10 protein-coding genes are annotated in these 12,394 nt (G+C 44.9%); all 10 read left to right on the top strand.

Annotation, left to right across the window (positions count from 1 at the left end; translation table 11 throughout):
• Positions 1–86: 86 nt before the first annotated feature.
• The 10 genes from ITG12_RS20720 to tssG all read left to right on the top strand — a co-directional run bounded on the left by ITG12_RS20720 (position 87) and on the right by tssG (position 12,379).
• The gene (locus tag ITG12_RS20720) at positions 87–1,406 is read left to right on the top strand and encodes a hypothetical protein (protein WP_248874950.1); all 1,320 of its coding nucleotides are present in this window, start codon (positions 87–89) and stop codon (positions 1,404–1,406) included.
• Positions 1,387–2,379: a DUF2169 domain-containing protein gene (locus ITG12_RS20715; RefSeq protein ID WP_248874948.1), complete on the top strand. Its 993-nt coding sequence runs from the start codon at positions 1,387–1,389 to the stop codon at positions 2,377–2,379. The genes ITG12_RS20720 and ITG12_RS20715 overlap by 20 nt, the downstream gene beginning before the upstream one ends.
• Positions 2,372–3,316 (top strand): hypothetical protein, encoded by a 945-nt coding sequence (locus ITG12_RS20710; RefSeq protein WP_042604981.1) that lies wholly within the window; start codon positions 2,372–2,374, stop codon positions 3,314–3,316. The genes ITG12_RS20715 and ITG12_RS20710 overlap by 8 nt, the downstream gene beginning before the upstream one ends.
• 233 nt (positions 3,317–3,549) lie before the next feature.
• A complete protein-coding gene (locus ITG12_RS20705) occupies positions 3,550–5,556 on the top strand; it encodes a protein kinase (RefSeq protein WP_248874946.1) in 2,007 nt (668 codons plus the stop codon).
• A gap of 2 nt (positions 5,557–5,558) precedes the next feature.
• Complete coding sequence (gene tssA, locus ITG12_RS20700; RefSeq protein WP_248874944.1) at positions 5,559–7,136, top strand: type VI secretion system protein TssA; 1,578 nt, start codon at positions 5,559–5,561, stop codon at positions 7,134–7,136.
• A 26-nt stretch (positions 7,137–7,162) separates the two neighbouring features.
• Positions 7,163–7,669, top strand: coding sequence for a type VI secretion system contractile sheath small subunit (gene tssB / locus ITG12_RS20695; protein WP_038867828.1), 507 nt, complete (start codon positions 7,163–7,165; stop codon positions 7,667–7,669).
• Between the two features lie 8 nt (positions 7,670–7,677).
• Entirely contained in the window at positions 7,678–9,153 is a 1,476-nt protein-coding gene (gene tssC / locus ITG12_RS20690; protein WP_038878565.1) for a type VI secretion system contractile sheath large subunit, read from the top strand.
• 61 nt (positions 9,154–9,214) lie between these two features.
• Positions 9,215–9,625, top strand: a complete 411-nt coding sequence (tssE, locus tag ITG12_RS20685; protein ID WP_038867824.1) for a type VI secretion system baseplate subunit TssE — start codon at positions 9,215–9,217, stop codon at positions 9,623–9,625.
• Between the two features lie 10 nt (positions 9,626–9,635).
• Entirely contained in the window at positions 9,636–11,384 is a 1,749-nt protein-coding gene (tssF, locus tag ITG12_RS20680; RefSeq protein ID WP_042601595.1) for a type VI secretion system baseplate subunit TssF, read from the top strand.
• Positions 11,381–12,379: a type VI secretion system baseplate subunit TssG gene (tssG, locus tag ITG12_RS20675; protein ID WP_038867820.1), complete on the top strand. Its 999-nt coding sequence runs from the start codon at positions 11,381–11,383 to the stop codon at positions 12,377–12,379. Before tssF ends, tssG begins: the two co-directional genes overlap by 4 nt.
• Positions 12,380–12,394 lie beyond the last annotated feature (15 nt).

The raw sequence follows: 12,394 nt of genomic DNA, 5'->3' as shown, positions 1-12,394 counted from the left end.
GAGTTAACTAATTGTTTCGAGTTAACTAACTGTTTCGTGTTAACTAATTGTAATCGCGTTATCGCACGCTAATAACGGATAAGTAGATGCGACAAAGAATCGGTGTTGAACACCTAAATGCCCCCATAACTAACCAGCTCGTTGAAAGCGCTTTAGCAAAAGCAGAGAAGGCGACCAACGAGCTTTCCCAATTGCCGGCATCTTGGCTGGGTTTCTGTAATGAAAAGTTATCGATAGCATCCGAGAGTCTCGGTTTTTTACTCAAACAACGTGTCCAAATCCACAAACGTGGTTACCCAAGCCGAGAGATTGAGTATCTCAAATTGATAGAACGTCAGATTGAAGAGCTCAAACAGGTTTATCTCTCGTTCTATCGACTTACCCCAGGGCTGTTCCATCAACTAAAAAACCAAGAACCAGAAATTTATGTTTGGCTCGCGCTGCAGAATGAACTTGGTTCAGATATTGATAATCTATTAGTTGGCTTATCGGTACTTGAAGAGTTAGATAGCAACACTGCGATGGTGTTTGTGACTCAATCGCCCGTTGAACACCTCGACAGTGTGATGTCAGAACTGATTGAAGGTAACTCGAAAACAAGCGCGTTTTATTTTGAATGCTTACGTGTAAGGCAAGCATTAAGCGTTGCTCTGATCAAGCGCTGGCATAAAGCGGAAATCATTCGTTCCAATGTCGCATTACCCCTGTTGGCATTACAAGATGTAGAAGAGGGCATTGAGTGGATTAATGAGCATGCGAATGGTGAGCAGTATCTGTTCGAACGCTTGATCACCAAACGTGATAGAAGCACTTGGTTCCGCCAGTGTTTTGGTATTGAACCGAGTGGATTGCCTTCGGCACAAGTGCTGACTTTCGCCAAACTTTTGGAGCTCAAAGAGTTTGAATCCTTTGATATATCTTCATCGCTGGCGCCTGTTGATTTTGCACTAACGGGTGATTGGAAATTGGTGCCTGAGATCATCGAGCAGTTAGAACGACTAGAAGAAGATGAAGGCGAGGTTTGGATTCAAGCCCTGTATGTCGTCTACGGAAAGCTCCTTCCTCTTACTCCTCAAGAAGTGGGTGTTGATTATGAGTGGGAAGAGATTGTCGATTTACTCAATGAGTGGCTTGAAGACGACAAGTACGTTCAAAACTTACCAAGTCGTTTGGGGTATTCACTGAGTTTCGAATCTACTTTGGCAGCAATGCAAGATGCCAATATAGACGTGATGTTTCGTGATTGGCTATGGCGACAACTCTGTATTCAATCTAGGGCTTATGTGCCTTGGGATATGGCGATGCCAATTCACCAACAAGATTGGAACTTCAACAACTTAAAAGCAGCACCTTCTGCGAGCGAACGATTCAACTTAAGGAATAGCAATGCAGTTATGGGACATTGAAGCGCACCCCGAGCTATCGCTTAAAGGGCGCTTTCAGCGTGATGAAAACGGCGATGAAGTGTGGGTTGTTGTCGCGAAGCGTACTTGGCAGTTTGATGGTGCAGTATGGCATGAGTTGGGCGAAAGCGAGATTTTTGATGATCCTCAATATTTAGGAGAAGAAGGCTTCTCGGCAATGAAAATGGACCATGAATTCGCCTATACCAAAACTAATACTGACGTGCTGGTCTACGGAAAGGCGCGCAGCTATGCGAAGAAACCGGTGACTTACCAAGAGTGCCGCGTGTTGATTGATGGCCATATCGACAAGACACTTGCTATTCACGGTGAACGTGTATGGGTAGAGCATGGTGGCAGTATTACGCTCAGCAAACCGATTCCTTTCATCGAAAAAGACATTGACTATACCTGTGCCATTGGCGGTGACTTACGGAACCGTATTGGCGGCGGTGTTGCTGATTCCAGTAAAGAATTAGTTGAGCAAAAGGTGCCTTCGGTGTTTTATCCAAAAGAAGATTGGAGTGCGACAGGGAAAAAACTGCGTGTGGCCGGTTTTGGGCCGATGCCTCCGTTCTTTGAATCTCGTCAAAAGTTGGCGGGTACGTTTGATGACGATTGGATTGAAAACCGCAAACCAATGTTACCGGTCGACTTCGATAGACGCTTTTTCCAAAGCGCACCTGTTGACCAACAATGTAAAGGTTTCCTTCACGGTGGTGAACGTTTGATGATGAGTGGTTTTTGTCATGACGATACGATTTCATTTCGTATCCCTAAAGAAAAATACCGTGCGCTTGCTACGTTCAAACAAGATACTTATCAAGCCGATATGTCGATGTATACTCTATTTGTCGATGCTGAAAAGAAAACGATTTCAATCAGTTATACCTCCGCATTCCCTTGTCAGGGGAAAGAACACCTGTTGGTATCAACGTCCATCACGAAACTGGCAGAGGTGAGTGAGCATGCATAATTCGACAGGCCGCTATGTCTTAGGAATGGAAGTGATGACGCCGATGGGCATGAACCTCGATATCTCAAGCAGTGTCGCTCATGCTGATTTAGCCAGATTTGAACAAATCGTTGGAGAAGACGGGATTGAGCGTTTTACCTACGCGAAAATCGAATACACCAAAGACACTGAGTTGTTTGAAAAAACTTGTGAGATAACGAGTTATCTACTCGATTCTTTATTGATGCAGTTACCGCGTTCTTTGAAACCGATTCCATTATTGATCGCCGTGCCAAGCTCTGTCTCTCTAGTAAAGGTGCAGGAATGGCTTGGTGAAAGTGACTATTCTGACTTTCTTTCTGTGGTCCAAGCAGTGCATGCAAGCGGGCCTAGCTTTGTGCTACAAGCCATGAAATCACTCGATAAATACGACGCCATGATGTGTGTGAGTGTCGATTCGTTAGTGAGCTCTCTTGACTCGTTAATAAATGAAGCAATGGTTATGAGCACCAATAATCCATGGGGCGTTATTCCAAGTGAAGGTGGTGCGGGGTTGATTCTGTGTCGAAGAAATACAGTAGAAACATTAAAACTCAACCCCCAAGCGCAATTAGGCTATATCGATACGGAATTAAATTCGTCAGATAGAAGAGGGATGTTTCGGTTGGTTCAACGTTCAAGTAAAAAACTGGCATCCTTTGGTGAGGTTTTTTCGGATATGTCAAACTTACGTGCTCACACTGAAGATTATGGTTTCGCTTTGGGTGCAAAGGCGGAACGCTTTACTTATCCAGAACAACCTCAACTTATCAATGAGTTATGGGGAACGATGGGAAGCTCATCTTCGCTTGCTTTGGTCGCTTATGCTGTTAAAAACCACCACTTTAACCAACCTACATCATTGCTGATGTTTGACTTTAATGGTGATAAAGGGCTACTCCAATTATTAGCCTGTTAATTGGATCACACACTTATAAATAGTGAAATAGGCAAAGTTTTTATGATCGGTATTTAAGATGCCAAAACAAGGGAACTAATGTAGTGAAAGCGTAAGTCAAAGCGACTTATAAATTAGTAATTATCACTAAAGTAATAGACTTACTGTTCGTTTTAAATACCAGCCTTGAAACAAGGATGTTTCAGCAAATATTATTTCTCTCTAATAATATTTGTTCGATGAAAGAGTGCAGAGTGTCTGATAAGCAGGGAGCAGCCAAAGGATATATTGATCAATTGGTTGTTAAAGCCATTGAGAAAAAGAAACAGAACGAGCAAAGATTGGCGCAAAAAAATAAGCCAAAGCTTGAGTACGTTCTTTTTTCGCAATTTGATGTACTAGACACGCTGCCTTCAAAAAATGGTAGAACTACGGTTTACCATCTCGCCAAGAAAGGCCAGCCAGAAAAACAAATCTGCTGCAAAGTCGTCAATGAAGAGGCGCCAGAAGTTGCCAGCAAAATGTTGGTTAATGAAGCCAGTCGACTAGAGATTTCCCAGCATCCAAGTGTTGCTGAGTTTATTAAAGTCGGCAACGAGTTCGAACGTCCGTATTTGATGTATGAGTGGATTCAAGGCGAATCTCTCGCAGAAAAAATGGAACGTCACTCGACTAAGGGCTTTCGTCACGATCACATTGCTTGGCTCGTGTATCAACTGGCTGGTGCGCTTGAGTTTATGCACACCAGAGGCATCTGCCATCTCGATATCAAACCATCCAATGTGCTTGTCAGTGAGGGCGATTACGTCAAGCTGATTGATTTTGGTGCGGCTCGTTATATTGGTGAGACTGAGACACATGCCGAAGCCAGTCTGAGTTACGCCTCGCCGCTTTATCTAGAGACAGGCACAACCGAGCCACAAGACGACGTATATTCTCTAGCTTTACTAACCGGACATCTATTTATCGGTGCTATTTTTGGTGATGCTTGGCATAAACAGTTAAAAGATCGCAAGCGACCTGCACTCATTCCCAACCACATTTGGAAGCTACTGAAGCAAGTCATCAATAATCCGAGAGGGCATGGCTATACAGCCATCTCATTTGCCCAACAGCTCGCACGTATTGATACGCAGTCGATTGATTCACAATCAAACGCGCCAATTTTCAGCAGCTTACGCAATGCAGATTTATTGCTGACGCATTGCAAACCGCAAGATAAGTCTGGCTATGGACGTTTCAAAATTTTAGAGGCGAGTTTGGTGCTCAGCGTGATTGCGATTACTGGCAGCTACTTGTACCAACAAAACCAGCCAGAATGGAAAACCATTGTTAAGTCTGAGCCATCGATTTCACAGACTGAAACACCTTTGGTTAGTACGATCAAGCCAGCACAGACGGCCTCTTTCTTAGCGCAGCCACCCTGGGATATTGAATTCGCTCTTAATGATATGGAAAAGAACGTGGTGACTACTGCGCCATATCGTGAAGCTTTCCAAGTGCAACAGATGAAACTGTCCAAGTTGTACAAGAAGAACCAAAGCCAGTTGACCGCTTATCAAGACTTAGCGGATGACTTACCAAAAACCTTAGTCGATATTCGCAAAGAGTTGGTTACGTTGCGTGAGAAGCTTGTCGATGATGGAGCGCTGTTTCCTTATGCTGATAAAACCCTGACCAAAGTGATGGCAGGTTTGAACGTTGCTGCGGTTGATTCAATGAAATTGTCTGCCGTTGCGGGCAGCAAAGATGAGCAAATCGCTAATTTGATTTTATCGGGTGAAGCGAAGCAAGCAGATGATGAAATGAAAGCGGCTTGGTTACTCAATCAGTCAGAAGCTTATTTCTACAGCCAGATACTGCCGAAACGAGTCTTAGAAAGCATTAATGAATCCATTGAGCAACATGCGAAGGACCATTACTACACTAAAGCGATTGACGAAGCAAAAGCCGCAAAAGCTTACTTTGGTAATACGCCAGAACTCAGTAAAAAAGTGAAAGATCTGATTGTCGCAAGAAGTGAATTCATCTTGTTTAGCACAGTGACAGAACAGTCCATTTTTGATCAGCAAAAACTGCATGACTCACTGGCGGATCTAGAGCGTAACGCACCCAAAAAATTCAGCGAGATTACCGAGCTCCTTAACGGTATGGCATCAGATTCCATCGACAAAAGTCATCAACTGTCTAAACCAGCACGTGGTGCGATCGCTGTGGAAAGAGCTATTAAAGATTATCTTTTATCTGAAGGGCGAGGTTAGTGATGTCAGTGATTGATATTGAACGCTTGCTTACGCCAATTTCAGACGCAAATCCAGTCGGTGAAGACGCGCGTTACGAGTTTTGCTACGAAATGATGGAAGCCGAAGTGAAGAAGTTTGGCTCTTTGTTTGGGGAAACTGTGGAATGGGGTGTCGTCAAAACGCACGCTACCGAGGTTCTTGAACATCACAGCAAAGATCTTAAGGCGATTTGTTATCTCATTCGTGCACTTACAGAAGAGTCAGACTTGCAAGGTTTTGAACAGGGCTTGCAGCTGCTTAATGGGGCGTTAACGAAGTTTGGTGTGAATCTTTACCCGACCAGAAAGCGAGGTAGAGATGGCGCCGTTGAGTGGTTAAACCATCAGTTTAAGCTGGTAAGTGGTAAGTTAGCGGAAAGTACACAACCTTGGGAGCTTGTCTCTCGTTGTATCAGTACGATTGAAGACGTACAGCGCCAATTTGATGATGTTTTCCAAGATTCAGAGGCGGATTTCTTTGAGATTCGTACCCAGCTGAATATCTTATCGCAACAAGCTGGAGCGGACTCTCACGAGGCGGGTACGACATCTGCAGCGGAACAAAGTGCGCCCGCTCAATCTGTGCAAGCGGAAAACGCAGAAGAAGCCCCTAGGCCAGTAGCGGAGCAACCATCAAGCAGTCAAAGCGTATCGGCTGTAGCTAAACCGAAAGTGGCCAAAAAAGCCGCGGCGCCGGAGGTTGATGTTGATACGGATTTCTCCTCACCAACTGCTTCTAAACGCACCTTGAAGAAGGTTGCGGAGGTCATGCTTTATTCCAACGCGAGCGATCCACTTGCCTATCGAATTTATCGTCATCTGACTTGGGATGACATTGATGACTTACCCGATCATCAAAACAACGAAACACCGCTCAGTTTAGCGGTCTCTTCCGATCAACAAGCGGAGTATCGTGACAAGGCCAACCAAGAAAGTGATATCGATACGATTAAGCGTTTAGAGCGCACACTAACCGATGCGCCTTTTTGGCTGACGGGCCACTTCTATGTCTATTCAATGCTCACCAATCTGGGCTTTGACGATTCCGCAACGGCGGTGAAGCAAGAGGTGAGACGTTTCGTTGAATCACTGGAAGGCATTGAACACCTTTCATTTAAGAATTCTATACCATTTGCGGACGAAGCAACTTTGGCTTGGTTATCGACTCAAGTTGCAGGTTCATCGGGCTCGCCAGCGGTCATTCAGACCGTGGTGATTACCGAGGACGATTCGTCGCTAATGGAGGATATCACCCTAGAAAACCTAGGGGAGCGTGCTGCAGAACTTGCTCGCAAACTCGAACTGGATAGCTCGGGACGTGGGCAATTTTTGCTGTATTTACAATTGATAACAGCTTACCAGTCTGTTGGATTATACCCGTTGTGCTTGCCGTATCTTGAGAAGGGTTGGGATGTACATCAGGAATTTAATCTTGAGAGCTGGGAACCACACTTATCTTTGCAACTAAAAGACCTAATTCGAAAAACACTCCATCCGTTATTCCGAACCAAGGATCTTTTACCTGCCAAGTATGAACAGTGGAAAGCAATTTATGACTGATTACAGAGTTAGATAAGGAACTAATTATGTCACGTGACGGCTCGGTGGCTCCTAAAGAGCGAATTAATATCCGTTATGTTCCAGCAACTGGTGATACGCAAGACGACGTTGAACTGCCGCTGAGCATGATGGTGGTTGGTGACTTTACTGCACGTGCAGATGAGACGCCAATCGAAGAACGTACGCCAATCAATATCGACAAAGACAACTTTAACGAAGTGCTAGAAGGCATGTCTCCAAACGTTAGAGTAAACGTTGAAAACCGCCTTTCTGATGAAGAAGGTGCGCAAATCGGTGTTGATCTAACGTTTGAAAACATGAAGGACTTCTCTCCTGAAGCGATCGCGAAAAGCGTACCAGAGCTAAATAGTCTGCTCGAGCTTCGCGAAGCCTTGGTTGCATTGAAAGGTCCTCTAGGTAACGTTCCTGCGTTCCGTAAGAAGATCGCATCGGTTCTTCAAGATGAAGAAGCGAGAAAGAAACTGTTGGATGAACTAAGCATTGGCAACGACCAAGAAGCGAAAGAAGAGTAAGGGATATCATGTCTGCAGAAGCACAAGCGCCAGAACAAGAAGCAGCCTTAGTTGAATCAGGGTCACTTCTGGATAGCATTCTTAACGAAACTCGTTTAAAGCCAAGTGATGAAGGTTTTGATGTTGCAAAACGCGGCGTAGAAGCATTCATCAGTGAGCTACTAAGCAGTTCGACCACAGAGAAAGTCGATCAATCTTTGGTTGACCTGATGATCTCTGAAATCGACCAAAAATTGTCAAAGCAAGTTGATGCCATTCTTCACAACGAAGAAGTGCAAGCCATCGAATCGACGTGGCGTGGTCTTAAGTACCTAGTTGACCATACTGACTTCCGTGAGAACATTCAGATTGAACTGATCTCTGCGAAGAAAGATGAAGTACTAGACGATTTCGAAGACGCACCGGAAGTGGTGAAGTCTGGTCTATACAAACAGATCTACACTCGTGAATACGGTCAATTTGGTGGTAAACCTGTTGGCGCGGTAATCTGTGACTACGACCTGTCTGCATCATCTCCAGACATCAAACTGATGGAATACATGGCGAACGTGGGTGCGATGTCTCACGCACCGTTCATCACGTCTGCATCTTCTAAGTTCTTCGGCCTAGACAGCTACGAAGAGCTACCAAACCTAAAAGACCTTAAGTCTGTATTTGAAGGCCCACAATACACGAAATGGCGTGGCCTGCGCGAGCACGAAGACGCACGTTACCTAGGTCTGTGTACGTCTCGCTTCATGCTTCGTACGCCTTACTCGGTAGAAGATAACCCAATCAAAGCGTTTGATTACGACGAGCAAGTAACAGACAGCCACGACAACTACCTATGGGGTAACTCAGCGTACGCTATGGCGTCTAAGATCAGCGAATCTTTCGCTAAATACCGCTGGTGTCCAAACATCATTGGTCCTCAAAGTGGTGGTGCGGTTCAAGATCTACCGGTTTACAACTTTGAAGCGATGGGTCAAATCGAAACGAAGATCCCAACTGAGATTCTTGTTTCTGACCGTCGTGAATATGAACTGGCAGAAGAGGGCTTTATTGCGCTAACGATGCGTAAAGGTTCTGACAACGCGGCATTCTTCTCGGCGAACTCTATTCAAAAACCAAAAGTGTTTGCGAATACGCCAGAAGGTAAGCAAGCAGAGATGAACTACAAGTTGGGTACACAGTTGCCTTACATGTTCATCATCAACCGTCTAGCACACTACATCAAAGTGCTACAGCGTGAGCAAATCGGTTCTTGGAAAGAGCGTTCTGATCTAGAAATCGAATTGAACAAGTGGATTCGTCAGTACGTATCTGATCAGGAAAACCCGCCAGCAGAAGTACGTGGTCGTCGTCCACTACGTGCTGCGAAGGTTGAGGTATCAGACGTAGAAGGCGATCCAGGTTGGTACAAAGTATCAATGTCTGTACGTCCTCACTTTAAGTACATGGGCGCAAGCTTTGACTTGTCACTAGTTGGCAAGCTAGACCAATAACCCATTGCTGATAATATCAAGCAGCCAGTGAAGACTGGCTGCTTTTTTCGTAGGACCGGATATGGAAAAAGGTTATCGTCTTTTAGAGCGCATCGAGCTTGGTGAGCCCAAAAACTGCTACGAGAAAGTCGTTTCTCATCGTCATTTAATTGAATCCATTCACTCGCATTTGGCGGATTTGCTCAACACGCATTCGGGCAATGCGATGATAGATAGTGAATACGGCTTACCTGACTTTAACGACGTACTCTCCAACAATACGAACCTCGTTCGCCACATTCAAAACAACATCACTTCAACCATAGAACGCTTTGAACCGCGATTGCTGAATGTCGAGGTTCATTACCGAGAAGACCACCACAATCCTTTACAGCTTGGGTTTGGTATTCGAGGTGAGGTTTCCCATAACGGCGGTAAAGTCCCAATGTCTATTGACGTCTACATGGGAACTGACGGCCAATTTAACGTTTAGTAGGTGCCACTTGAGTAACAGTAAATACTTCCAAGATGAACTCACGTATTTGCGCGAATCGGGTAGTGAGTTTGCCAAATATCACCCCAAGTTAACGCACTTCCTCTCAGAAGGCACTTTCGATCCAGACGTTGAGCGGCTACTGGAAGGTTTTGCTTTTTTAACGGGGCGAATTCGCGAAAAGATTGATGATGAGTTGCCAGAGCTGACGCAATCTCTTATGACGTTGCTGTGGCCGCACTATATGCGTTCTATTCCTTCTCTGTGCATCAGTGAACTCAAACCTCACACTGGTAGTGTCACTGAGAAAACCGTGGTAAAACGTGGCGCAGAAATGGCGAGCGAGCAGGTAGAAGGAACGCAGTGTTTATTCCGTACATGTTATGACGTCAACCTTTACCCGATTACGCTGACCAATATTGAACAAACCAACAGCCGCACGAGCTCTTCGATTGATGTAACGTTATCAACAGAGCATGGTTTGGAACTATCGCGCATTGGTTTAGATACGTTACGTCTTCACCTTCATGGTGAAATTCATATTACGCGCACCGTTTTTCTTTGGTTATTCCGCTATTTAGATTACGTTGAGCTGGATGTTGGTGGTGGCTACAAACATCGCCTTGGCCCTGAATATGTCGTGCCAGTTGGACATGAAGAAGATGAAGCGCTGTTGCCTTACAGCAAAAACTCGTTTGCCGGTTATCGCTTACTGCAAGAATTCTTCTCTCTTCCAGACAAGTTCATGTTTTTTGACATCAAAGGTCTAGAATGGCTAAAAGGAATTCCACAGCGCAGTACAGTCAAGGTGAAGTTCCATTTTAAGCGTGCTTTACCTTCTGAAGTGGTTTTGAAAGATAAGCACTTAAGATTGCATTGTACGCCAGCCGTTAACTTGTTCGAGAAAGATGGTGATCCGATTCGTTTAGAGCATCGCCGAAATGAATACAAAGTTCGTCCTCAAAGCAACAGCCAAGAACACTACGAGGTGTATGCTATTGAACAGGTAGAAAGCTGGAGCAAGGATGAACGTCGTCGTAAACCATTAATTGAATTCGAATCGTTTGAGCACCAAATCAACCAGCGAGACAAGCGTGAGTTCTACAAATCTAAAGTAGGCGAACGAGTGAGCGGTCGTGGCCTCGAGCGTTATATCTCATTCCATACTCACAATGGCGACATTGCCGATTTGGGAACCGAAACGGTCCTGATGAAGCTGCAATGCAGCAATGCAGACTTAGCTGAGCGCCTGTCTGTTGGGGACATTACCTATGCCACCCATAAATCGCCGACGTATGCGACGTTTAAAAATATTACTAAACCAACACAGTCAGTCAGTCCGCAAGTGAACGGTGAGCTTCAATGGCAACTTATCGCTAATATGTCACTGAACTATTTGTCGTTGGCAAATATCGATGTACTTAAAGTGCTTTTGTCTACGTATGATTTCCACTCTCGTGTTGACCGACAAGCACACCGAGCGTCGATTCACCGACTCGACGGCATTATCTCCTCTGAAATGAAACCGATTGATCGTGTGTTCCGCGGCGTATCAGTAAGAGGCAATCAGTTTAAGCTCGTAACGAATTCGAAGTTCTTTGTGAACGAAGGGGATATGTTCTTAATGGCGAACGTATTGAACGAATTCATCCGACTGTATTCCAGTGTGAACTCGTTTACAGAGCTGGAAGTTTTTGATGAAGCCAGCGGTGAAGTCTATAACTGGACGAGCCTAATTGGACAGCAGACGATTCTATGATTAATACACTCTCTGATAAGTCGAATGAGTTTAGCTTCTACCAAGCGGTTTTGTTGTTGGAGAAGCATTACCAACTGCAACCAGAAACTGACTTTGTCGCCGTGGGTGAAAACAAGTATTTTCATCAAGAGCGCATTGAGTTTAGTGTTTCACCAAACTTGTCATTCCCCAAGAGCGATATGGACTTTATCGCTCATATGGAAAGAAATGGACAGCAATACTCGCGCGTAGAGACGAATTTTCTCGGTTTACATGGTTCAAGTTCGCCACTGCCTGCGTCTTATACTGAAAAACTTGCAGGCCGCGACCCAGAAGACAACCCAGTTAAAGACTTTTTCGACTTCTTCCACAACCGCTACACGAGCTTGCTGTACCGCGTCTGGAAGAAATACCGGTATCACGTCCAGTACCAGAGCGGTGCAAGTGATGCGTTCTCAGGACGTATTCTACATTTAGCTGGTTTGTCTGGTGTCATGCAAGATTGCGATGTTGCGGAGTTGGATAGAGCGAAAATTCTCTCTTACGTCAACCAACTCTCAACACGTACGCGCTCGCCTAAGCTTATCTCCGGTATTGTTGCCCACTACTTTTCTTTACCTAATGTCCGTATCGAGGAGTGGGTTCATCGCCGAGTAGAGATTGCAGAATGCCAACGTAATAAACTAAACCGAGCAAACTGTGTACTAGGTCATAGTTTACACTTAGGGCAAAGCATTTCGGATTTGAATGGTAAGTTTAACCTTTGTATCGATAACATTGATTTTGAGACGTTTAGAAAGTTCTCTTATGATGGCGAGTTGCACAATACACTGGTAGGACTGATGCGGTTTATTTTGCGAGATCCAATGTCTTGGGACCTCAAGCTAACGGTTAACTTAGACTCAATACCAGAAAACAATCTCGGTCAAGGTGAAGGGAACAGCCTGGGACAAACCTTTTGGCTTGGTAACCCTAGTGATAAAGACGCCAAGATTCGCGTGATTGGAAGCATATAAGAAAGCCGCTCAATT

This window comes from Vibrio sp. ED002 (assembly GCF_023277445.1).
GTDB classification, from domain to species: domain Bacteria; phylum Pseudomonadota; class Gammaproteobacteria; order Enterobacterales; family Vibrionaceae; genus Vibrio; species Vibrio jasicida.
This window is presented reverse-complemented; position numbering and strand designations above follow the sequence as displayed.

What these genes read in the sequence shown, in the direction of transcription:
- tssE (WP_038867824.1), top strand. Translation starts at nt 9,215, where the DNA reads ATGGAAAAAGGTTATCGTCTTTTAGAGCGCATCGAGCTTGGTGAGCCC.
- tssC (WP_038878565.1), top strand. Translation starts at nt 7,678, where the DNA reads ATGTCTGCAGAAGCACAAGCGCCAGAACAAGAAGCAGCCTTAGTTGAA.
- ITG12_RS20710 (WP_042604981.1), top strand. Translation starts at nt 2,372, where the DNA reads ATGCATAATTCGACAGGCCGCTATGTCTTAGGAATGGAAGTGATGACG.
- tssB (WP_038867828.1), top strand. Translation starts at nt 7,163, where the DNA reads ATGTCACGTGACGGCTCGGTGGCTCCTAAAGAGCGAATTAATATCCGT.
- ITG12_RS20715 (WP_248874948.1), top strand. Translation starts at nt 1,387, where the DNA reads ATGCAGTTATGGGACATTGAAGCGCACCCCGAGCTATCGCTTAAAGGG.
- ITG12_RS20720 (WP_248874950.1), top strand. Translation starts at nt 87, where the DNA reads ATGCGACAAAGAATCGGTGTTGAACACCTAAATGCCCCCATAACTAAC.
- tssG (WP_038867820.1), top strand. Translation starts at nt 11,381, where the DNA reads ATGATTAATACACTCTCTGATAAGTCGAATGAGTTTAGCTTCTACCAA.
- tssA (WP_248874944.1), top strand. Translation starts at nt 5,559, where the DNA reads ATGTCAGTGATTGATATTGAACGCTTGCTTACGCCAATTTCAGACGCA.